The sequence below is a fragment of the Campylobacter concisus genome (genome assembly GCF_015229965.1).
Taxonomy (GTDB): Bacteria; Campylobacterota; Campylobacteria; order Campylobacterales; family Campylobacteraceae; genus Campylobacter_A; species Campylobacter_A concisus_BD.
The window spans coordinates 1-22,192 of sequence record NZ_JAAKZB010000018.1 but is presented as its reverse complement, the minus strand read 5'-3'; the positions used below and the strand labels follow the sequence as shown (position 1 = coordinate 22,192).

Annotated in this window: 20 protein-coding genes; 6 read left to right on the top strand and 14 right to left on the bottom strand. The window is 38.3% G+C overall.

The window, feature by feature from the left end; genetic code table 11:
* Positions 1 to 138: 138 nt before the first annotated feature.
* The 9 genes from G6W43_RS08000 to G6W43_RS07960 all read right to left on the bottom strand — a co-directional run bounded on the left by G6W43_RS08000 (position 139) and on the right by G6W43_RS07960 (position 8,373).
* Entirely contained in the window at positions 139 to 1,455 is a 1,317-nt protein-coding gene (locus G6W43_RS08000) for a hypothetical protein (RefSeq protein WP_194169551.1), read from the bottom strand.
* Positions 1,456 to 1,484: 29 nt separating this feature from the next.
* Positions 1,485 to 2,276, bottom strand: a complete 792-nt coding sequence (locus G6W43_RS07995; RefSeq protein WP_194169550.1) for a DUF2314 domain-containing protein — start codon at positions 2,274 to 2,276, stop codon at positions 1,485 to 1,487.
* A gap of 383 nt (positions 2,277 to 2,659) precedes the next feature.
* A complete protein-coding gene (locus G6W43_RS07990; RefSeq protein ID WP_103570114.1) occupies positions 2,660 to 3,157 on the bottom strand; it encodes a YajQ family cyclic di-GMP-binding protein in 498 nt (165 codons plus the stop codon).
* A gap of 3 nt (positions 3,158 to 3,160) precedes the next feature.
* Positions 3,161 to 4,090, bottom strand: coding sequence for a D-2-hydroxyacid dehydrogenase (locus G6W43_RS07985; RefSeq protein ID WP_103570115.1), 930 nt, complete (start codon positions 4,088 to 4,090; stop codon positions 3,161 to 3,163).
* 2 nt (positions 4,091 to 4,092) lie between these two features.
* Positions 4,093 to 5,274 (bottom strand): glutathionylspermidine synthase family protein, encoded by a 1,182-nt coding sequence (locus tag G6W43_RS07980; RefSeq protein ID WP_194169549.1) that lies wholly within the window; start codon positions 5,272 to 5,274, stop codon positions 4,093 to 4,095.
* Between the two features lie 2 nt (positions 5,275 to 5,276).
* On the bottom strand, positions 5,277 to 5,894 hold the full coding sequence (locus G6W43_RS07975) for a UPF0323 family lipoprotein (protein WP_103590317.1): 618 nt from the start codon (positions 5,892 to 5,894) through the stop codon (positions 5,277 to 5,279).
* Positions 5,891 to 6,523 (bottom strand): hypothetical protein, encoded by a 633-nt coding sequence (locus tag G6W43_RS07970; protein WP_021088251.1) that lies wholly within the window; start codon positions 6,521 to 6,523, stop codon positions 5,891 to 5,893. Before G6W43_RS07970 ends, G6W43_RS07975 begins: the two co-directional genes overlap by 4 nt.
* Positions 6,524 to 6,626: 103 nt before the next feature.
* Positions 6,627 to 6,839 (bottom strand): 30S ribosomal protein S21, encoded by a 213-nt coding sequence (gene rpsU, locus G6W43_RS07965; RefSeq protein ID WP_009294994.1) that lies wholly within the window; start codon positions 6,837 to 6,839, stop codon positions 6,627 to 6,629.
* Positions 6,840 to 6,897: 58 nt separating this feature from the next.
* A complete protein-coding gene (locus G6W43_RS07960; RefSeq protein ID WP_149722500.1) occupies positions 6,898 to 8,373 on the bottom strand; it encodes an FAD-dependent oxidoreductase in 1,476 nt (491 codons plus the stop codon).
* 104 nt (positions 8,374 to 8,477) lie between these two features.
* Between G6W43_RS07960 and ccoG the strand changes: the two genes are divergently transcribed.
* The 6 genes from ccoG (at position 8,478) to G6W43_RS07930 (ending at position 16,483) form a co-directional block, all read left to right on the top strand.
* Positions 8,478 to 9,803 carry a cytochrome c oxidase accessory protein CcoG gene (ccoG, locus tag G6W43_RS07955; RefSeq protein WP_194169548.1) on the top strand — a complete coding sequence of 442 codons (1,326 nt, stop codon included), beginning with the start codon at positions 8,478 to 8,480 and terminating at the stop codon, positions 9,801 to 9,803.
* Positions 9,804 to 9,807: 4 nt separating this feature from the next.
* Positions 9,808 to 10,467, top strand: coding sequence for a TetR/AcrR family transcriptional regulator (locus tag G6W43_RS07950; protein WP_242047644.1), 660 nt, complete (start codon positions 9,808 to 9,810; stop codon positions 10,465 to 10,467).
* Positions 10,468 to 10,568: 101 nt separating this feature from the next.
* Entirely contained in the window at positions 10,569 to 11,726 is a 1,158-nt protein-coding gene (locus G6W43_RS07945) for an efflux RND transporter periplasmic adaptor subunit (protein WP_194169547.1), read from the top strand.
* A gap of 10 nt (positions 11,727 to 11,736) precedes the next feature.
* Positions 11,737 to 14,862, top strand: coding sequence for an efflux RND transporter permease subunit (locus tag G6W43_RS07940; protein ID WP_194169546.1), 3,126 nt, complete (start codon positions 11,737 to 11,739; stop codon positions 14,860 to 14,862).
* On the top strand, positions 14,852 to 16,234 hold the full coding sequence (locus G6W43_RS07935) for an efflux transporter outer membrane subunit (protein WP_194169545.1): 1,383 nt from the start codon (positions 14,852 to 14,854) through the stop codon (positions 16,232 to 16,234). The genes G6W43_RS07940 and G6W43_RS07935 overlap by 11 nt, the downstream gene beginning before the upstream one ends.
* A gap of 21 nt (positions 16,235 to 16,255) precedes the next feature.
* A complete protein-coding gene (locus G6W43_RS07930; RefSeq protein ID WP_004318043.1) occupies positions 16,256 to 16,483 on the top strand; it encodes a hypothetical protein in 228 nt (75 codons plus the stop codon).
* Between the two features lie 128 nt (positions 16,484 to 16,611).
* Here the strand turns inward: G6W43_RS07930 and aqpZ are convergent, their stop codons facing one another.
* The 5 genes from aqpZ to G6W43_RS10555 all read right to left on the bottom strand — a co-directional run.
* Positions 16,612 to 17,319, bottom strand: coding sequence for an aquaporin Z (gene aqpZ, locus G6W43_RS07925; RefSeq protein WP_103570124.1), 708 nt, complete (start codon positions 17,317 to 17,319; stop codon positions 16,612 to 16,614).
* 175 nt (positions 17,320 to 17,494) lie between these two features.
* Entirely contained in the window at positions 17,495 to 18,097 is a 603-nt protein-coding gene (locus tag G6W43_RS07920; protein ID WP_103574901.1) for a hypothetical protein, read from the bottom strand.
* Positions 18,094 to 21,324 carry an N-acetylmuramidase domain-containing protein gene (locus tag G6W43_RS07915; protein ID WP_194169544.1) on the bottom strand — a complete coding sequence of 1,077 codons (3,231 nt, stop codon included), beginning with the start codon at positions 21,322 to 21,324 and terminating at the stop codon, positions 18,094 to 18,096. The genes G6W43_RS07920 and G6W43_RS07915 overlap by 4 nt, the downstream gene beginning before the upstream one ends.
* A 1-nt stretch (position 21,325) precedes the next feature.
* Positions 21,326 to 21,952, bottom strand: coding sequence for a hypothetical protein (locus tag G6W43_RS07910; RefSeq protein WP_194169543.1), 627 nt, complete (start codon positions 21,950 to 21,952; stop codon positions 21,326 to 21,328).
* Between the two features lie 18 nt (positions 21,953 to 21,970).
* Positions 21,971 to 22,192: hypothetical protein (locus tag G6W43_RS10555; protein WP_206759033.1), on the bottom strand; the 222-nt coding region annotated here is incomplete at its 5' end.

Below are 22,192 nucleotides of genomic sequence, written 5' to 3'. Positions count from 1 at the left end.
ATTTTAATAAATTTAGCCTTGCGTTAACGTAAATTTTGAGTAAAAAATACAATCATTTTTTAAATTTTCTATTTTAACAAACCTGCGATTTTTACATATCTAGCTCGCTTTTGCTCTATAAATTTAAGCTTAGCCTACTTACTCTTTTACTCTTGAGATAACCTTGCTTGAGTCAAGCTCAAATTTCACTCCGTCTTTTGTCTGCAAGTAGTAAAATTTACCGATATTACAAAGTGACTTAACGTCATAAATTTTAACCGCCTTTTCATCTATCTCGCAAGGCATTTGCTCTTTGCCTTTTGCCTCGCAAAGTGAGCTAGGTAGCGCCTTTAACGCACTTTTATCCACAAGCAAAAATTTATAATCCACATCGCCTATGTTAAAGGTTTTTGCTGTGTATTTGATAAACAAAAGTGAGTTTGAAACGATCATAAGCGAAAGCGCAGCGTAAAAAACAAATGAAAAGTCCTTTGTCTCTTTGATACTTGCAACGCCCAGCATAAAAGAGAGCATAAACGAGCAAAAAAGTATCCAAAGTGCCAAAAATCCGCCATCTTTTAAGACAACAACCGAAATGATAAAGAGCAAAAGCATAATAAGCGACAAAAGATAGATGATGAAATTTGATCTATCTTTAAAGAAAACTGCCAAATTTACCCCAGCATAAGAGAGTAAAAGTAGCGATAAAATGGCGCCCCAGCCGTAGTTTAGCTTAAATGCTGCAAAGGCTAAAATGGCAAATGAGATGAGCGTTAAAAAATAGATGAAATTTGAGCTATAAAAAAATAGAAATTTTGGCTTTTTAAATTTATATTTTTTATCATCATTTTGGTAAAAATAGGAGACAAAGACCAAGATAGCGATCTCAAAAGCCGTCACGATCGCGGTCGCGCAAAATAGCAAGATGCCTGTAAATATCATCTCTGAGCTATCTAAACTCGGAAAATAGCCGATCTCAAAGCCAAAATACAAAAAGTAGCAAAGCATACTGACGACTGGGACGATGAAATTTGAATGTTTAAAGAAATTTGTAGCGCACTCTTTTATGAAATTTGCCTTTAAATTTGCCGAGTGCTCGCCCAAATGGCTCTCAAAAAACGAGTTTAAAAGTAGCTCATTTTTGACCTTCTCAAGCTCCTCTGGCTCTCTTGATAGCGCCTTTTTGTAAATTTCATAGTTTTGCTTGCCAAAGTCCTTTATAATCTCATCTTTGATATCCAAAATGACAAGAGTGATCTGCTCTTTTATCTCGCCGAGCCTTTTTGAAACTTCAGCAAAATTTGTCCTATTTAGCCTGTCAAAAAGATCGTTTTCTTCGTTTAAAAGAGCGATCAAACGCGCTTGTTTGCTGCTTCTTATCTCACAGTTTGAAAAATTTGCCTTTATAAAATTTACAAATTTCTTAGCGTTTTTAACGCTCTCATCTTTTTCATCTAAAATGTCTTGATAACTCAAATTTAAATCCTAAAAATTTACACGAAATGCTATTTAAGCACCTTTGCGATTTCGCTCCAGCCTATTTGCTTAGCAAGTTCAGCTGCGGTTTTGCCACTTTTTGTGCGGGCGTTTTTGCTAGCGCCATTTTCTAGCAAGAGATTTACGATCGTAAAATTCCCAGCAAGTGCCTCGTGATGAAGCTGCGTAAAACCAAGCTCGTCGGTGTCTGCGACCATACTTGGATGCGCTTTTATATACTGCTCCACCTGTCCGCGCATATTTTTGCTCATCGGATGCTCTATTAAATTTTCTGGATGCTCTTTTTGCTCGAAAACTACCAAAATATCTTTAAAATCGCCAAAATCAAGCCCCCAAGCCGCGTCATGCTCGGCTAGCTCATCTTTTTGCATGCGTGAGCGCATCGCCTGCACGCTAAAGCCGCCATAAGCGCGTCCGCCAATGGCAAAGAGCCAGTCGCTCATATCGGTAAATTTTGCACTTATTTGATCGCCAACTTTGACGTTTTGCACGCTATCAGGCTCATTTACGAGCGTGCCATATATCGTCTCTCCGTCAAATTCAACGTCATTTACCCACATATGCTCGCCCACCTCTTCGCCGTTTATGACGTCTAAAAAGCAAATTTTTACCATCGCATAATCAAGCATAGGTGCGATCCTGCGGCGCTCCCAGTAAAGCTCACGCCAAAAATACTTAAAGCTCTCTCTGGCTTGCTCGAATGCGCGCTGCATATAGTCTTCGTCGCTACTTACAAAATAGATCGGCATCTGCTCGCCAAGGTCTATTTGCTTACCAAGTATTTTCTCAAAAAAGCCCATTTTACTCCTTTTTAGAATTTAGATATATCAAATTTAAATAAAACGATAAGGCGAAATTTCACCAACAAACCAGCTAGATTTTATATACAAAAACCATGCGAAATTTCGCAAATTTAGCCCAAAATCCTGCGAAATTTTAAATACAAAATGCGCATGACTATTTCGCAAATTTATCCGAGCAATTTGCCAAATTTTAACATGAAAATCATGCGACGTTTTCGCAAAATTAGGCGAGGCGATTTGAATTTTTGTGACGGGAGTTACCGAGCTGGTAATGACCGAGCAAAAATTTAAATCAACGACGCATAATAAAGCGAAAATATGCGATATAGCCTGCGGAGCGAGAATTTTCTAGCTCCTTTAAAGGCACTCACGAGAAGCCATTATTTTAGGTTTTTAAAGCTTATTGGGAGTTCTAGATTTAGCCCCCTAACCAGCTTTATACACTCCTGCAGATCGTCTATACTTTTGCTTGTCACTCTGATCTCTTCGCCCCTGATCTGCGCGCTCACCTTGATCTTTGAGTCTTTGATCGCTTTGGTGATCTTTTTTGAATTTTCGCCGTCAAGCGTGTCGTTTAGCTTTAGCGTCGCCTTTAAATTTCCCCCGCTCGCTGGCTCTCTTTTTGTCTCTGTGATCGCCACTGGTGGGATGTTGCGCTTGATAAGCTTTGAGATCACGATGTCTTTTAGCGCGTCGATCTTGTTGTCACTTGAGCTAAGAAGCGTGATAATTTTCTCCTTTTCATTTAGCTCTACCTCGGCCGCAAGCCCCTTAAAGTCATACCTCGCAGCGATCTCTTTTTTAGCTGTCTCAAGAGCGTTTTTAACCTCCATCATATCGACTTCAGCGCTTATATCAAAGCTATGTTCGCTTGCCATTTTCTATCCTTTTATAAATTCTTCTATATTTTTAACTATGAGTGAGATTAGCCGTTTTCTAGCCTCCAAGCTACCCCATGCCATGTGCGGTGTGATGAGTAAATTTGACTTCTTTTTTACATTTAAAAATGGGCTATTTTCGCTCATCGGCTCGCTTTCTAAAACGTCTGTGCCAAAGCGTAAATTTCTCTCATCTATCGCCCTTGCCATCGCTGCTTCATCCACTATGCCGCCACGTCCTAAATTTAGCACTATCGCATCATCTTTTAGCAAATTTATCTCGTTTGCTCCCAGTAAATTTCTAGTTTTTTCATTTAGTGGTGCGTGGATGCTGATGATGTCACTGCTTCTTAGTAGCTCGTCTAGGCTTTTTTGCTTAAATTCACTATTGTTATTTGCTCCACTTGTCGAGTAGTAGCTTACTTTTGCGCCAAATGCACGTGCCACTGCTGCCACGTTACGTCCTATCTCGCCAAGACCGATGATGCCAAATTCTTTGCCAGCGATCTCGCTGATATCTGCGCCAAGATAGGTGAAAATTTCGCTCTTCACCCACTCGCCACTTTTTACGTAGTGGTCATAAAATTTGATACGGTTTGTTAGCTCAAAAAGCAAGGCAAATGTGTGCTGCACGACGCTTGCTGTTGAGTAGCCAGCGACGTTTTTTACAGCTATATTTTTAGCTTTTGCATGCTCTAGATCTACGTTGTTCATGCCAGTTGCGCTTATGCAGATAAGCTTTAAATTTGTCGCGTCCATCACTGCTTTGTCGATGACGACCTTGTTTGTGATGACGATATCAACGCCCTTTAGACGTGGCACGACCTCATCGCTTTTGGTTTTTTGGTAGCTGACAAACTCGCCAAATTTCTTAAAAACACTAAGATCAACGTTTTCACCAAGCGTGGCCGCGTCTAAACAAACGATCTTCATCCTTAGTCCTTAATGAAATGTCCTACAAATTTAGAGTAGTTATCTAAAATTTTACCGCCCTTTCTATATCCAAGCGCGCACGCCTCATAAGCGTAAAATACTCCGGCTTGATAACTCTCGCCTCTCTCATCTTGATTAAACTCGTAAAATTCTTGATAGATGGCTTTATTTGAGTCGTATTCGCCATCACTGCTTGCTATTTGTGTGCCGTTTTCATCGTATATAGAGACGTTTGCACCTTCTCTGCCAAATACCGGCTTTTTCACATATTTTTTGCCTTTTAGTGGCTCATTTGAAGTCTCAAGCAAGAGCGGGTGATTAGGATATAGATCCCAAAGGATTTTTAATATCCCTTTGCTTTGGAAAAGTAGCGTGTAGGCTGGATTTATGATGATAGCTTTTTGATTTTTGACGATGTTTGAAAGTATCAGAGCCAGCTCGCCCTCATCGATCGCTATGCTCTCCCAAGGGACAAGCTTGAACCAATACTCGAAATTTTCTTCACCTTTAAAAATGCCCTCATTATCGTCAAAAACGACCTCATCAACGTAAGAAAAGTCTGTTTTAAAGCCAGCCTCTTTTGCGATGTATTGCAGTAGTTTTACGGTCTGCTCGTCCTCGATACTGCCAGCGATGCTGCTAAAGAGTATCCCCCAGCCCTCGTAAAGCTCGTCAAAGTCCGCATCCTCGTCGCCAAGCGTGATAAGGCGTTTGAAATTTTGCTTTAGCGACTCGTAAAGGTCGTTAAACTGGGCTGCTTCGTCCATGTGATTTAGCTTTAGCATAGCCCACTGGATGATCGCCGTCTCAAAAACTGCCGTTGGCGTATCGGCGTTAAACTCAATGAGCTTTATAGGCTTACCATCAAGCCCTCCAGCTAGGTCAAACCTGCCGTAAAGGTGCCAGTGAACGTCATTTTCCCAGCTATTTTTGATGATATCAACAAGGTTAAATGGTATGCCTATCTCGTGAAAAAGGTTGTTGTCGATCACGTGTTGAGCGGCATTTACATACATATCATATAGCTCGTTTGCCGCCTCGTAGTAGGCATTTGCCTCTTTTTCGCTTACTTGCACGATCTCATCTGCGATATACGAGCTGTTGTCGTTATCTGTATGCCATGCAAAGCCGATCTTCTCCATAAATACGTTGTTTAATGGGGTAATTTTTCTTAAATTTATCATTTTCAGCCTCCAAAGCTTGATGAGCTAGAGCCTGACTTCGAGCCACCACCGAAAAATCCGCTCTTTCCGCCGCCGCTTCTTGCAGCAGAATTTGCAGCTTTTTGCTTGTTAAAGCTATCGACACTTCTTGTGTAGGCACTTGGATTTTTATATGTGCTTTGGCGATTTGCTTGGAAATTTTGGTTGCCAAAGAGCTTACTGCCTATCCAGCTACCAAGTATCGCGCCAGCTGCTGAGGCAAGGATCGTCTCGCCAAGGCTTAGCCCGCCGCTACTTAGCTGCGCGTCGCTAGTTCTTGTCAAATTTGAAGTGTTGTTGTCGATCTTTGCGTTTGCTTGCGCTAGAAGCTTATCGATCTCGTCTTTGCTTAGCACGCGCTCAGTGCCGTTCATATCTTTTAGCACGACCCTAGTTTCGGTGCTTGGGTACTCTTCTAAAATTTTATAAACGCCAGGTGCGCTCTCTTCGATGATGACAAAGGCGCCATTTTTTTGCGCAACTTCATTTAGTGCGTTTTCATTACCGCCATCGTCGCTTCCACAACCAGCAAGTCCAGCCATGATAATGGCACCAAATCCCCCAACTGCAGCATAAGTAGCTATCTTTTTAATGTGTTTCATATCTCTCCTATCAACTCTTTTAAATTTTTATGTCTTCTAACAAGTATCACACCTCGTTTAAATTTGATAAATTTGGAGTGATGTATTGCTTTTATTATCTTTTCACTGATCTTTTTTGTCGCTTTTGGTTTTAAATTTAACTCCTTTAGATATTCGCTTAAATTTATCCATTTTGACTCGTCCTCTATCTGCGCATCTATCGCTACTTCGCTTGCGGCACTTTCGTTTTTAGGTGCTAAAAGTGGCCTTTGCATGGCGTTTAGAAACTGCATGAGCTTCTCGTCTCTATCCTTGTAAATTTGCAAAATTTCATTTTTGCGCTCGATGAGCATCTGCTCTTTTTCTTTAAAAAGCCTGTCTTTATCGGCTTGCAAATTTAAATTTAAGCTCTTTAGCTCATTTAGCTCATTTAACAAATAGCTTACAAACTCGTCGTTTTGGGATTTAGTTTTTGTGCTTTTTGGGGCGGTTTTTGCGGGTTTTTCGCTGCTTGGCTCCTCGTCAAGGATGACAAATTTAGTGCCATTTTCAATGACCGTTTTTAACGAGCCTCGGCGGATTCTATTATAGACTGCTTCTTTTGTTATGCCTAAAATTTCTGCAGCTTCATTTACAGCTAGCTTTTGCATCGGATTTCCGTTTAAAATAAAATAAAAAAATTGCTTTGATTATAAAAAAATAAGGCTAAAAGAAGAGTTAAACAAAGAGAGCAAAGCCCTCTTTGTCTTGGTTTTAGAGTCTTGACTCGTAGCGTCTAAGCATATAAAGACGTTTAAGCATTTTCTTGCGAGCTGCAATTTTTTGTTTCTTGCGGATCTCAGTTTTAGGCTCAAAGAAGCGTCTAGCTCTTGCTTCAGTAACGACTAAATTACGGTCAGTTTGTTTTTTAAACTTTCTGTAACCCTCGTCAAATGACTCGTTAGGATGTACCTTAATACCAGGCAACGTCCTCACCACCTTTCAGATTAAAATAAGCCGTGAGTATAGTTTAACTTTCATAAATTTAAGCTTTCAAAATATGCTCAGCAGCTATCAAACCAGAGCTAATGCAGTCTGGCGTAGAGCAGCTTGTCAGTCTTGCATAACCGTGAATTCCACCTGTTGCTTCGCCTATGGCATATAAATTTTTAATAGGCATATTATCTTTCAAAGCTAAAACTTCAAAATTTAAACTAACCCTTACTCCGCCTGGTGTATAGCTTATACCAGGAGCTGCTAGCATCGCGTAAAACGGGGCTTTTGAGATAGTTTTTACCCTACTTATATCTTTTTTGAAGTCACTATCATCTTTTTTCTCTATATTTTCATTATATCGCTTGATCTCGCTGTTTAAAACCTCTAAATTTAACCCAAATTCCTTTGCTAGTTCGTCTAAATTTTGAAATTTCTTCAACTTTCCATCTTCTACAAATTTGTTTAGCCTTTTTGGATCATGACTGCTTCCAAAACCAACCTCATCAAAGATTATCACTGCAAATTTATCTGAGTTGTTATCTTGCATATTTTCTAAAATTTTATCCGACAAGCCCTGCCTATCGCCATCTTCGTTCATAAACCTTTTTGAGTTTTTACCATCGACTATCATTGAAAAGACCAGGTCTTCAGTTGGGATCCCAAAAGAGTACCTACCAAGACTTAGCTGAATAGGCGTTGCTCCAGCTGCTAGCATCATCTTTAAAGCACCAGCTGTTGCGCCTGGATTTGAAGGTGTTTTAGCAAGAGCTAGTCTTGGATTTTGAGCAGCTTTAAATGCTTTATCTGCCGAATATCCACCGCTTGCAAAGATGACAGCTTTATTTGCTTTGTAAAATTTGCTATCGCCTGTTGTGTTTTGTATGTCATCATCAGCCAAACTCTTATCAAATTTATACTCTTCTCTAACCTTTAGGCCTATTACCTTGCCACTCTCGTCAAATATAATATCATCAGCTTTTACACGCTTAAGATTTGCCCCGCCTTTGCTTTCAAAGTGCGAATTTAAAGTCTGAACAAACGCTCCACCACCGCCCTCTGTCTCTAAGCTTCTAGCTACGCTATGTCCACCAAGATGTTTTAGCTTGTTAGCAAATTTAACGCCTCTTGCCTTTACAAATTCATACGATCGTTTCGAATTTTCAGCTATGCGTAAAGATTGTGCAACGTCGTTAAAACCTTTACCTGCTTTGTTTAGGTCTTTGACGAAAAGTTCTATGGAGTCTTTTATGCCAGCATTTATCTGTTCGTCTGATCCAACGCATGCAAAGTCAAGCTGTGAAATGACCGAGTTGCCACCAAGCCTTGACATCTTTTCAATCAGCGCTACCTTTAGTCCAGCCTCTGCCAGAACTATACCAGCAACATTTGCGCTAAGTCCGCTACCAACGATAAGTACATCAAATTCTTTATCCCATTTTGGCTCGTTTTGTGATGCCTCTAAATTTAAAGCAGCTAGTGTTGTGGCTGCTAAACTTGTCTTTATAAATTTTCGTCTAGAAATCATGCACGCTCCTTTAATAAATTTGTAAAAATATACCTTAGAAAAGGGGCAAAAATGGGTTTAAAGTTGTTTTAATGTATAATCACAAAAAATCAAAAAGGCTCACCATGTCAAAGGATCTTCATCTTAGCTACGCCAAGAGGCGTTACATTTTTTTTGCCTGTATCACACTATTTGTATTTATTTTGCCATTTATCAGGATAAACGACGCGCAGCTATTTTTGCTGAGTTTTGATAAGAGCAGAGTCGATCTATTTTTTACAAAATTTGACATGCAAGAGCTATATTTGCTGCCGTTTTTGTTTATCACTTTGTTTTTAAGCATATTTTTCTTAACGACGCTTGCAGGACGCATCTGGTGTGGCTGGAGCTGTCCGCAGACCATTTTTAGAACGCTCTTTCGTGACCTTTTGCAAACTAAAATTTTAAAGATCAGAAAAAATATCCAAAACAAACAAAATGAGCCACAAGGTCAAATTTTAAAACCTGCATTAGCAGTTGGAATTTGGTATGTTTTAGCCCTTATCATAGCTGCAAATTTCATGTGGTTTTTTGTGCCGCCGTTTGATTTTTTAGCCTATATAAGCGAGCCAAGCGAACATAAAATTTTACTTGCATTTTGGCTTAGCATCGCTGCTTGGCTAGTCTATGACGTAGTCATTTTAAAAGAGAATTTCTGCGTCTATGTCTGCCCGTATGCGAGGGTGCAGTCAGTTATGTTTGATAGCGACACGATACAAGTTATCTACAATCAAAAACGAGGCGGCGTCATATATGAGGGTCGGGAGAAATTTAAAAAGCCAAAAGAAGAAGGCGCACTTTGCACTGGCTGCGAGGCCTGCGTGAGGATATGTCCGACGCATATAGATATAAGAAAAGGCATGCAACTTGAGTGTATAAACTGCCTTGAATGTAGCGATGCGTGCGCTAAAGTGATGGGGCATTTTAACGAAAGTTCGCTCATCGAGTGGAGAAGTATAAATTCTCAAAATGAAAATAAAAAGGTGAAAATTTTTAGATTTAGAACGGTTGCCTATCTTGTCATTTTATGCGTTGTCTTAGCAGCTGCTGTACTAATGAGTGGTAAAAAAGAGAGCATGCTTTTAAACATAAATAGAACTAGCGAGCTTTACAAGGTTTTAGGGCAAGGTGAAGTCGAAAACTCATACGTCTTTTTGGTGCAAAATACCCAAAATAAAGAGCATACATTTTTCTTTGAGATAGATGATAAAAGTATAGAAATTTCGCGTCCAAGCAAGCCGATCACGCTAAAAGCTGGCGCAAAACAAAAGGTCATCGTCACTCTAAAATCAAAAAATGAAAACACGAGCGAAAAAGATCTTTTAAAACATATAAATATAAAAGCTTACGCCACTGACGAGCCAACTATCAGTGTGCAAAGAGCCAGCACCTTTATCTATCCTAAAAGATGATAAAATGGCGAAAAATTTAGTGGGAAGTAAAATGGCGATATCAGAAAAAGGCAAAAAACGATACGAACTCATCGTAAAAACAGCGCTTGATCTATTTTTAAAAAATGGCTACGAAAAGACAAGCCTTAGCGATATCGTGGCGATAAGCGGCGGCTCGCTTGCTAGCATTTACACATTTTTTGAGAGCAAAGATGGGCTTTTTCAAGCGATCATCGAGCAAGAGATAGATGCGCTTATAAAAGAGGTCGATGAGAGGATAGATCTTAAAATTTCTCATAGCTTGGAGGAGTTTTTAACCAAATTTGCAACCATTATTTTTTCTATCATCTGCACCAAGAAAAATATCTCACTTGGCAGGATAATGATGAGCGAGGGCCCTAAAAATGGCGGCAAACTTGGCAGGGTGTTTTTAGATCAAATTTTAAACAAGATCGACCTTGTGCTTATAAATTTCTTTGAAAGAGATGAGATAAAATCACAGCTAAATCCAAAATTCCCAGCCAAATTTGCCGCAAAATGCTTTATAGAAAATGTAAAGGGGTCACATTACTACAACGCTCTCATATTAGACGAGGAGCCAAAACTAAGCAAAAAAGAGCGTGATGAGCACGTTGCTTTGTGTGTTGAGCTATTTTTAAATGGCGTTAGAAAAAAGTTGAATTGACTTTTAATTTATAATTAGTTATATTCAGTAACTTTTATAATTTGTAATAAAAATTACAAAACTAAATTTGGGATTAAAATTTAAAATTAAGGGAGGTTTTTATGTTGAAATTTAAAAGTTTTCTTATGCTTTCAGCTGCCGTTTTTTTGCTTTCTGGCTGCTTTGAAAGTGGCGACAAAAAGGCCGCTGCAGGACGCCAGATGCCAACATCTCATGTTGATATATTTGTTGCACAAAAAGCGGATGTGCCTATTAGCTTTGACTACACAGCCACAGTTACTAGCAACCAAGATGTCATCATCTATCCAAAGGTTGGCGGCACGATCATAAAGCAGTTTTTTAAGCCAGGCGATAAGGTAAAAGCTGGAGAGAAGCTATTTCTCATAGATCCAGAGAAATATCAAGCTAGCTACGACTCACTTGATGCAGCCGTTGGCGTGGCAAATGCAAATTTAAAAAATGCCGAGACTGAGTTTAAAAGAATTTCTGCTCTTTATAAGAAAAATGCAGTCTCTCAAAAAGACTACGACGCAGCCGTTGCTGCTTACGATATCGCAAATGCAAATTTAGTAAGCGCAAAAGCAAATTTAAAAAGTGCAAAAATAGATCTAGGCTACACAAGCATAGTGGCTCCATTTGACGGCGTAGTGGGCGATAATAAAGTCGATGTTGGCTCACTTGTAGTAGCAAGCCAAACTCAGCTTGTAAGACTAACCAAGATAAATCCGATCGAGGCTGACTTTTACATCGCAGACGTGGATAATCTAAGTAGAAAAGCAAATTTAGATAGTGGCGCTTGGCAGCAACTAAATAGCGAGGCTGTTTTAAATTTAAACAATGAAGATTTCACTGGCAAAGTGACATTTATAGATAACGTAGTAAATACTGCAACTGGCAGCGTTTTGGCAAAGGCTAGCTTTGATAACAGCGAAGGTAAAATTTTACCAGGTGCGTTTGGTCATATAAAGATGAGTGGATTTGTTCAAAAAAATGCCTTTAACATCCCACAAGTCGCCCTTCAACAAAGCGCTACAAACACTTATGTCTTAGTCGTAAAAGATGGCAAAGTAGGTCAAAAAAATGTAAAAACAGGATATCAAACAAAAGATATGATCGTAGTGACTGAGGGTCTTGAGGAGGGCGATAAGATAATAGTTAGTAACTTCCTTAAAATCGGAGTTGGCGCACCAGTTGAAACTGACAAAGACCTAAGCGCAAATTTCTTAAATAAAGATGCAAACGCTACAAGTAGCAAGTAAAGGCAGATAGATGTTTTCAAGATTTTTCATAAACCGCCCGATATTTGCAACTGTTATATCTATCATCATAGTTATAGCAGGTTTTATGGGTATCAAAGGGCTTCCTATAGAGGAGTATCCAAGTCTTACACCGCCTACTGTCTCTGTAAGTGCGACATATAGCGGTGCTGATGCACAGACGATCGCTGACTCAGTCGCAAGTGCCATTGAAGATCAGATAAATGGCGTTGAAAATATGCTTTATATGCAAAGCACCTCAAGCTCTGCAGGTACTATGAATATAAGCGTATATTTTAAGATCGGCTCGTCAGCAAAACAAGCAACGATCGATGTAAATAACCGCGTGCAAGCTGCTCTTTCAAGATTGCCTCAAGAGGTGCAAAATATGGGTGTAACAGTTCGCGAAAGAAGCAGCTCGATCCTTCAAGTAGTTGGCTTTACAAATCCAAATATGAACCAAGTTGAGCTATATAACTATGTAAATTTAAACATCGCTGATGCGATCAAAAGGGTAAATGGTATCGGCGATACGGTGCTAATTGGCAACAAAGAGTACTCGATGAGAATTTGGCTAAAGCCAGACAAGCTCGCTCAGTTTAAATTAACTCCAAGCGATGTCATCTCACAAGTAAGAATTCAAAACTCACAATACGCCGCTGGTAAGATCGGCGAGCAGCCATCAAAGGGTGAAAATCCTTATGTTTATTCGGTAGTTTCTGAAGGACGTTTTAAAGATCCAAAGCAGTTTGGCGAAATTTTGATAAAAAGTGAAGATGGCAGCGTTGTAAAACTAAAAGAGGTCGCCACAGTCGAGCTTGGAGCTGCTAGCTACGCATCAGATGCTATGCTAAATGGCAAGCCAGCAGTGCCACTTTTGCTATTTTTACAAAATGACGCAAACGCACTTGCAACTGCCCAGGCAGTCGCTGCAAAGCTTGAAGAGCTAAAGAAAACCTATCCAGTTGGCCTAGAGCACACGATAGATTACAATCCAACTGAATTTATCACCGTCTCAATAGACGAAGTTATAAAAACTTTCATAGAAGCGATGGTGCTAGTTCTTATCGTAATGTACTTCTTCTTAAAGAGCTTTAGAGCTACCATCATACCGATGCTTGCTGTGCCAGTCTCCATCATAGGCACATTTGGCGGACTTTATGTGATGGGTTTTAGTATAAATTTGATCACGCTTTTCGCCCTAGTTCTTGCCATCGGTATCGTCGTGGATGACGCCATCATCGTTATAGAAAACGTCGAGAGAATTTTGCACGAAGATAAAAATATAAGCGTAAAAGACGCGACATTTAAGGCGATGGAGGAGGTGCAAGCTCCGGTTATCTCTATCGTGCTCGTGCTTTGCGCAGTTTTCGTGCCAGTTTCATTTATGGAGGGCTTTGTTGGCGTTATACAAAAGCAGTTTGCGCTAACACTTGTTGTCGCCGTTTGTATCTCAGGCTTTGTCGCTCTTACGCTTACGCCAGCGCTTTGTGCGGTTATGCTTAAAAAGCAAGAGAACAAGCCATTTTGGATCGTTCAGAAATTTAACGACTTTTTTGACTTTAGCACTAAGCTCTTTACAGCTGGTGTGGCAAAAATTTTAAAACACGTCATCATTAGCTTTATAGTAATTGGCATAATGGGATTTGCAACGTATGGCTTGTTTCAAAAGGTGCCAAAAGGGCTTGTGCCTTCAGAAGACAAGGGCGCTTTGATGGTTATCACCTCGCTTCCACCTTCAACAAATATGCTAAAGACTAAAGAAGAGGTAAAATCTATTAGTAACGCCATTTTGAGCAATCCAAATGTCGAATCTACTATGGGCGTTGCAGGTTATGATATGCTAGCTAGCTCACTTAGAGAAAACTCAGCCATTAGCTTTATCAAGCTAAAAGACTGGAGCGAGAGAAAAGGTGCAACAGACGGCGCAGATGCCTTAGTTGGTCAGTTTAACGGCATGCTTTGGGGCTCTAAAAACTCAATGACCTTTGTCGTAAACGTGCCACCTATCATGGGTCTATCAATGACTGGCGGCTTTGAGATGTATCTACAAAACAAAAGTGGCAAGAGCTACAACGAGATAGAAGCAGACGCTAGAAAGGTGACAGCGGCAGCAAATGCAAGACCTGAGCTAACTGGCGTGAGAACGACGCTTGAGACAAACTACCGCCAGTTTAAGATAACAGTTGATAAAGAGAAAGCAAAGCTATTTGGCGTAAGTGAGAGTGAAATTTTTAGCACGATAGCGGCTACTTTTGGCTCTTACTACATAAATGACTTCAACCTTGCTGGTAAATCTTACCGCGTATATGCAAGGGCAAGTGATAACTTTAGAAACAACCCTGAGGATCTAAGAAAAATTTTCGTTCGTTCAAATGATGGTGGCATGGTGCCATTAAATTCAGTAGCAACGCTTACAAGATCGATCGGACCTGATATCGTTGATAGATTTAACCTCTTCCCTGCGGCGAAGATCATGGGCGATCCAAAACCTGGCTATACATCAGGCGATGCGATAAGAGCGATACAAGAGGTCGTAAATGACACGCTAAGTAGCGACGACTACGCTATAAGCTGGGCTGGAACGGCATATCAAGAGGTAAATTCTCAAGGAACAGGCACGGTTGCCTTTATCTTTGGTATGGTCTTTGTCTTTTTGATCCTTGCTGCTCAGTACGAAAGATGGCTCATCCCACTTGCAGTCATCACAGCCGTGCCGTTTGCGGTATTTGGCTCGTTGCTAGCTGTCTGGATAAGAGGGCTAACAAATGACATCTACTTTGAGATAGGGCTCTTACTACTCATCGGTCTGGCGGCTAAAAACGCCATCTTGATCGTAGAATTTGCTATGCAAGAGCGCGAGAGCGGAAAGAGCATATTTGAATCAGCTGTAAATGCGGCCAAACTTCGCTTTAGACCTATCGTTATGACATCTATCGCATTTACCTTAGGCGTTTTCCCAATGGCCATAAGCACAGGCGCTGGAGCTGCATCTCGCCACTCACTAGGAACTGGCGTGGTTGGCGGCATGATCGCTTCTACTACGATAGCGATATTTTTCGTGCCTATGTTTTACTATTTGCTTGAAAATTTAAATGAAAAATACTGGAAAAAGGGAGCAAAAAAAGATGAGAAATAAGGCGTTTATACTTATAACAGCGGCGTTTTTGGCTGGTTGCTCGTTTCGCCCAGATATGCCAAATGTGGATACAAATTTTACCTCAACATACACTTTCGAGACAAGCGATATAAGAGATCTTTGGTGGAAGGAATTTAAAGATGAAAATTTAAATATTCTTGTTGAAAGTGCGCTTGAGAAAAATACAAATTTACGCATTGCCTATTTAAATTTAGAGAAGGCAAAGGCGAGCCTTGGCATTGCTGAAGCTGATTTGCTACCGGGGGTAAATTTAAACGCAGGTGCCACAAGAACTAGAAATAGTGCCGAGACTGCCACACACATGCCTCAAACTACTTCAAAAAGCTATGAGATAAATTTAGGTCTTAACTACGAGATAGATCTCTGGGGCAGAGTAAGAAATAGCGTGCTTGCAGCTAATGAAAATTTAAATGCGAGCAAATTTGACTATGATAGCGCCAGACTTAGCCTTAGCTCAAGTGTGGCAAAAAGCTACTTTGCTCTAGTGTCGCTAAACATGCAAGAAGCGGTGCTAAAAGAGACACTAAAAACCTACGAAGATACGCTAGCGCTTCGCAAAACGCAGCTTGATCTTGGTGGCATAAATGAGATGACCTATCTGCAAAGTAAGGCTGAAGTAGAAAGGGCAAAAACAAGCCTAACTTCAGTGCTAAACTCAAAGTCACAAGCGCTTACTTCGCTAGCCATCCTAACTGGCAAAAGCAATGATGAAATTTTAAAAGGAGCCGTTGCTAGTGCGCAAAATTTACCAAGCTCACCTGAGATAAAGGCTGGTATTAGCTCAGATGTTTTGCTTAGAAGAAGCGACGTGGCAAAGGCACTAGCAGATCTAAAAGCTACAAATGCCCTTGTTGGCGTAGCGCGCGCTCAATATTTCCCAACGCTATCCCTTACAGGTCTTTTTGGCTTTGCAAGCGACGAGTTTGATAGAATTTTTATGGGTAGCGCAAGCGTTTGGAGCTTAGGAGCAAATTTAACACAGAAAATTTTTGATTTTGGCAGGACAAAGAATAACGTCCGTGTTGCTGAGACAAACGAGCAAATCGCAGCTATCACTTACGAAGCGACTGTTAGATCGGCCCTTGGCGAGGTTAGAGATGCCCTTATCTCAAGGCAAAATGCAAAGCTCTCTTTGGATCAGGTAAAAAATTTGCTACAATCGCAGCAAAAAATTTATTCGCTTGCTAAAGATCAGTATAACGCTGGCTATATCGGCCACTTAGAGCTTCTCGATGCGGAGAGAAATTTGCTTCAAGCAAAGCTTCAAGATGTCTCTGCAAAGCTTGATGAGGTAGATAGCGCGGTTGAAGTTTATAGGGCACTTGGCGGCGGATTTAAGGTAGATAAATAAACTCAAAAAGGAGAAAAGTTGATGACTAAGATTTTAAATTTTTTATTTTCTTGGGGATTTTTTGTTTTTGCTATCGCTCTTGGCGTAGCATTATGGTTTGCGATAAATTACGTGGATACCATTAGGCTTGAGTCAAGCTTTTATGATATCGGCGAGATATTTATGATGGCAGCTGTCTTTGGTATCGTTTTTTACCTTATCGCAGCGATATTTGTTATACCTATTAGGGCTATGACAAAAAAGGCCTAAATCCTCTTTTCATCTAAGAATTAAATTTCTTAGATGACCCCTCAAAAATACATTATAAATTTCTTTTTACTTATTTAAATTTTAGAAGTAGAAAGGGCGAAGATCGCCCCTTGAAGTATAAAATTTGATTATTTTGCGCTTTTGCAGCCGCATGTGCAGCCTAAAATTCTATAAATGATAGCTCCGATGATCGCTCCAACGATAGGTGCAACCCAGAAAAGCCAAAGCTGCTCTAGTGCCCAAGTGCCTTGAAATATCGCAACACCAGTTGAGCGAGCTGGATTAACCGATGTGTTTGTGATAGGTATCGAGATAAGGTGGATCAGCGTCAAACCAAGACCAATAGCGATCGGTGCAAAGCCCTTTGGAGCACGCTCATCAGTCGCACCTAGGATGATGATAAGGAAAAACGCAGTTAGAACTATCTCTGCAACAAGTGCTGAGACTAGACTGTAGCCATTTGGTGAGTGCTCTCCGTATCCGTTGCTAGCAAAACCGCTTGCAGTAGCGTCAAATCCAGCCTTGCCTGAAGCGATAAGATATAGCACAGCAGCAGCCGCGATCGCTCCGATAACTTGTGCGATGACATAAGGCACTAGATCTTTTTTATCAAATCTTCCGCCAACTAATAGGCCAACTGAGACAGCAGGGTTGAAGTGGCCGCCACTGATGTGACCAACTGCGTAAGCCATCGTAAGAACTGTAAGACCAAAAGCAAACGCAACACCTACAAATCCGATACCAAGCTCTGGAAAAGCTGCTGCAAATATCGCGCTACCGCAACCTCCAAAAACTAACCAAAATGTGCCAAAAAACTCAGCTAAATATCTCTTCATTTTCTCCCTTTTAGGTAAATTAAAAGGGGCGATTTTAGCAAAAATGTGTGACATTACAAAATATTGTAAAGGTAAAGTTTTATGTAAAATTACTTGTGGATCTTGTGGATTTGGATTAAATTTAAAGTGCTTTACAAAGCAACACCCTAAATTAAAATTTAACATCTCTGTTGCGTCAATAATATATTTTCTCATTATATTTTGGCACGATAAGTTGGTTTTCTCCAAGTTTTATTTTATTCATATCTATTTGGTTATTGTTTTTTGCATCAAACATAAAATTTTTTATATTTTTGCATTTGTTTGCCTCTTTTGTTAAGCACTCTACCTTATATATGGCTTTCTTTGTTAGAAGGTTATAGTCCAAGTTTTGATCTCTTACATTTTTATCTAGCATATTTACGCTAACGCCTATTAATTTCCAAATTTTATCTTTTAAGCCAAGTCTGTATTTGTGGATATAGCTCCACTCAAATCTACCGCCACCGCCACTATGGTTTATTGTGATCACTCTATTTTTTATCTCCAAACCTTCAAAAGGATCTCCCATGGCACCACCATCATCAGACTTCATTATTACATTACTAAATTCTTGCCATTTGATCCATTTATTTTCACTATCTCTTTTAAAAATTTGCAAAACTCTATGCAAGTCACTATCTTGCCAAACCACTACTCTTTCGTCCTTGCTATCACCGTCTAGATCCCCAAAAGCTTCTGAAATTTCAGAAGCAAATAAAAAAGTGCTTAGTAAAACTACTATATAAAATATTTTCATTTAGATGCCTTAAATTGATTATAATATTTCTTAACATTGTTTGCGTATTCTGGGTTTTTCTCTTTCCATTTAGAGCCATTATATAGTGTCGCTATTCCTTCCCAATTCTTGTTCTTCAATGCATCAACCATACCATTCGTTTTTTTAAGATATAAAACAAAATACTTGAATTGTTGCAATTCACACATATTCATAGCTTTTTCTAACTCCCTAGGTGATGAATATAAATTAGCATAGTGAAATCCCATAACTTGAAATTTTCCCCATGAACATGATTGCACAGCACAATCATAATCTATACTTTTTGCGGTTTTTAGTTTATCGTACGATGTCATATCATTATAACCACCACTATTTTTATTTACGATACTTGGATGTTTTATAGACAGCGCATCTACACTGGCTTTAGTATTACCTTTTTTAATAAGAAGGCTATACATTTTGTGCCTTTCAAATAAAATAGTGGCTTGTTTTACTGCTTGAAACGATGAACCCTTAGACTCTTGTTTTGCTATTGCCATTAATACTTCTTTTTCAATACCTAGTTCTTTGGCAGCTATTTCGTAGTCATTATCGTTTATATTACAACCATTTCCACCACAGCTCTTTTTAACTAAGCCTTGGCTTAAACAAAAACAAACATTATCTTCAATTACTTCAATACTAACTGATTCTCCATCTTGTAGTTTAACTTTTTGTTTTATTTCATTAAATTTAGAGATAAATTTGCTTTTATTTTCATTATTTATTAAATTTATTCCATCTTTATTGCCCAATATTGCACTTTTGATCTTATTGTCAGATGCATAAATTTCAAAAAGTACCCTACTAGACTTACCATTATTACTTATTACTTGATAAGCAGGATCTTTGAGCTTATGATCTCTAAAAATACCTATGCTTTGACTGTTTATGCTTGAGCTTATAAAATATTTTCCACCAAAATTAGTTGAGCCTTTTACCTCATTAATCTCGCAAGCAAATTTATTTGATAAGCTCGCATCAAAGCCTAAATTTTTGTCAGTATGATCAAATTCATATATATAAAGTTTGTTGTTTTCATATTTGAGCTTCATAGGTACTTTAAAATCAACCCTTCCATGAGTTTTACCATATCTCGTTGTATATCTTGGTGCTTTTAGATATGCAAAAAATACTAATGTACTATCACCTTCTTTTAGCTTATCCAGTAGCTTTTGATCTTTTATATCAGTTTGTGGAGTGAAGCTTATCTCTTTTCCTTTAAATTTCTCTCCCTCCAGCTTTATGTCATTTGCTACAAAATTTGACTTTACTTCTTTGTTATACTCGCCTTGCTTGATAATTTTATAAGACCAATTCACCTCTTTATAATTATCATCACCATTATTTGGCTTATAGACAGCTTTTAAATTTATAGTGTCTTGTATGGTTGTTTGATCTATGTTTTGTATATCTACGACTACGCCGGTTATATTATTTGCCACCTCAATAAGTGAAGTTTTTAGATCATATGTGATACTACCTTCTGCTTTTTTCTTTGCCTCAAGTGATATAACGCCATTATCACTCATGCTATGGATATCGCTAGTTGAGTAGTCTTTACTTAGGTCACGGTAAGCTAATATAAATTTAGTTGTTCTTTTAAAGACACTTTGGTCTTTGTCAAGGATGAGATTTATATTAAATTTAGCCGTGTATGAGTTTTTATCTGCTTCATCATTATCATTTTTCTCAAGTGAGCATGAGCGATATACCCTTTTGTCTTCGCAGTTATGCAAATAAATTTCTTTGATATCACTGCTATTTAAATTTTCATCAGTGATTATTAGATTTTTTACTATGAGATTACAATTTCCACTATTTGTAGTTGGTTTGCTCTCTTCTTTATCTGCTAGTTTTAGCCTTACATCAAACATGGCTGAGGATTTATCGCTTCTTAGGCTAAAGCCATTTTCTTTGGCAAAATTTAGTAGATTAAAGTTTAGATTATTAAAGAAATTTAAAGTTACTTTGGAGCCATCATAAGAGTATTTTTTATCTTGTGAGATAAATTTATTGTTGCTGTCTTTGTAAAGCGTGACATCTCCGCTTGTCGCTGAATCTACAAATTTTATATCTTCTTCTTTGCTGTTTGCTTCGTATGGGTTAAATTTATAGTTAGTTAGTATAAGCTTACTTTCATCTTTACTTCCTTGTGGATTTAAATTTACGCAGTCTAGGTATGTCTTATCTGCCAAGATGATGGTAAGTTTTGTATTTTTAGGCTGATATGGCGCTATGATCTGCGCTGAATGATAGGGGCATATCAGTAAAATTTCTTCTTTATTGCCCGCTTTAAACTCAGAATTTTCTTCTCGCTTTTTTAACGCTTTGTTTATCTTTGAGATGTTGTTAGTTCCATCAGAGCTTATGCTAACTACGTATATGTTTTTAAGAGAGAAAATAGTACTAATGGCTTCTTTTATAAAAGAGTGGAGTTTTTCTGAAAAAGGAGATAGCGAAGTTTCAGCATCTATGCCATTTTCACTAGCGTAGGCACTAAAAATTTCATAAAGAGTTTGCTTGTCTTCTATAAGTTCTTGTTTGTCATTGTTGTATTTTAAAGCTTTATTGTACTCAGAAGACATAGGCGTATTTAAAACTGCAAAAAAGTCGCATATCTCTTTAAAGCTTAGCTCAGAAATTTCTTTTTCTTTTACGCTATTTTTTATCGTTTCATAATGGTTATACTCTGCTTCATTGCTTGTATAATATAGCGGCTGATGAGTTGGGGTGGTTACCATTTCACCATTTCTATTTATAGGTACTTTTGCATAAGGCACCTTTTGCAGTTGCCCTCCGACCATAGCCTGAAAATCTTTTTTATAAGTATAAGTATAGGAATTTTCTTTGTCATATAGCTTCATTGATTTTAGAGCATTTTTTAAATGAGAGCCAAGATGATTGCCTGATAAAGTTAATGCATAGTTTATGCCCGTACCAAAATATGGTATAAAAGATACAATACAATAGCCAATAAAATCTCCAACTATTCCAACCACCTGTTCATCCCAAGTGTCACCCTTGGCAGTATCGACTATAATTCCTCCAGAGGTAGATTGCATAAAAATAAGACCTTTAGCGCTACTTATATTTTTCAAAGGAGAAACCGATGTTGCAATATCACCAGCCACAGTTAGTAAATTTTTGGCTGTTTCAAGATTATTTAAGAATTTATCTTTTTTCGCTTGATTTAGATTGTCCAAATTATTCTCCTATTTTAATATTCTCGTAATTATGACCTAACTCTTTATAGAATTCTAACTCATCTATATCTATTTTAAACTTGCTTAGAAAGTACTTTTTTATTAATGCTCTCTCAAATCTTGAAGTAGCGAGTATATTTAAAACTTTATCTTCTTGAAATATAATTACTGCATCATCGCTTTTATAGTAAGAGCCCTTGGTTTTTACCAAATAAAATAGCCATTTTACAAATTTAAAAATTTGAAGCACTGATATTAAGGCAATAGGCAAAAGCCACTTTCTTAGTTTCTCTTGAGCGCCTTTATACTTTTGAGATTTATGATAATAGTCGTCATAAGTCTTATAAATTTCAAATTTTTCACATAAATTTATATTCTCTATTAAATGGCCATCTTGCAGAAATTCTATCTTTTCATTAGTTAATTTTAATATTCGTTTACGTCCATAAAAAAGGTATGGACGAATGTAAATAAAAAATATATGCGACACCATTAAGCATATCAAAAAAGTTGCGCCTTTAAATACCCCAAATGCTAACAATATAGCTACTAATGGGATATGCAATAAAAACATAAATATTGAATTGTAATCTTTTATAATTATCGGTCTTTTATCATAATCTCTCAAAATTGCTCCTTATTAAATTTAATTACTGTGAGATAAAATTCCACTCATATATTGGCTTTTAATTTTATGTATTTCTATTTTTTCTAAACCATGATCTGTTTTTTTGCATACTTGAAGCATGTCTATATCTATTTTGAATTTATCCAAGAAATATTTTTTAACCAAAGCTCTCTCATATCTTGAAGTGGCAAGTATATTTAAAACCTTATCGTCTTGAAAAAGAATAATGCAGTCATAAAA

Coding starts and splice junctions, on each gene's coding strand:
- aqpZ (WP_103570124.1), bottom strand. CDS start 17,319: ATGAAGAGATATTTAGCTGAGTTTTTTGGCACATTTTGGTTAGTTTTT.
- G6W43_RS07945 (WP_194169547.1), top strand. CDS start 10,569: ATGTTGAAATTTAAAAGTTTTCTTATGCTTTCAGCTGCCGTTTTTTTG.
- G6W43_RS07975 (WP_103590317.1), bottom strand. CDS start 5,894: ATGAAACACATTAAAAAGATAGCTACTTATGCTGCAGTTGGGGGATTT.
- G6W43_RS07940 (WP_194169546.1), top strand. CDS start 11,737: ATGTTTTCAAGATTTTTCATAAACCGCCCGATATTTGCAACTGTTATA.
- ccoG (WP_194169548.1), top strand. CDS start 8,478: ATGTCAAAGGATCTTCATCTTAGCTACGCCAAGAGGCGTTACATTTTT.
- G6W43_RS07970 (WP_021088251.1), bottom strand. CDS start 6,523: ATGCAAAAGCTAGCTGTAAATGAAGCTGCAGAAATTTTAGGCATAACA.
- G6W43_RS07950 (WP_242047644.1), top strand. CDS start 9,808: ATGGCGAAAAATTTAGTGGGAAGTAAAATGGCGATATCAGAAAAAGGC.
- G6W43_RS07985 (WP_103570115.1), bottom strand. CDS start 4,090: ATGAAGATCGTTTGTTTAGACGCGGCCACGCTTGGTGAAAACGTTGAT.
- G6W43_RS07990 (WP_103570114.1), bottom strand. CDS start 3,157: ATGGCAAGCGAACATAGCTTTGATATAAGCGCTGAAGTCGATATGATG.
- G6W43_RS07920 (WP_103574901.1), bottom strand. CDS start 18,097: ATGAAAATATTTTATATAGTAGTTTTACTAAGCACTTTTTTATTTGCT.
- G6W43_RS07960 (WP_149722500.1), bottom strand. CDS start 8,373: ATGATTTCTAGACGAAAATTTATAAAGACAAGTTTAGCAGCCACAACA.
- G6W43_RS07995 (WP_194169550.1), bottom strand. CDS start 2,276: ATGGGCTTTTTTGAGAAAATACTTGGTAAGCAAATAGACCTTGGCGAG.
- G6W43_RS07930 (WP_004318043.1), top strand. CDS start 16,256: ATGACTAAGATTTTAAATTTTTTATTTTCTTGGGGATTTTTTGTTTTT.
- G6W43_RS07935 (WP_194169545.1), top strand. CDS start 14,852: ATGAGAAATAAGGCGTTTATACTTATAACAGCGGCGTTTTTGGCTGGT.
- G6W43_RS07980 (WP_194169549.1), bottom strand. CDS start 5,274: ATGATAAATTTAAGAAAAATTACCCCATTAAACAACGTATTTATGGAG.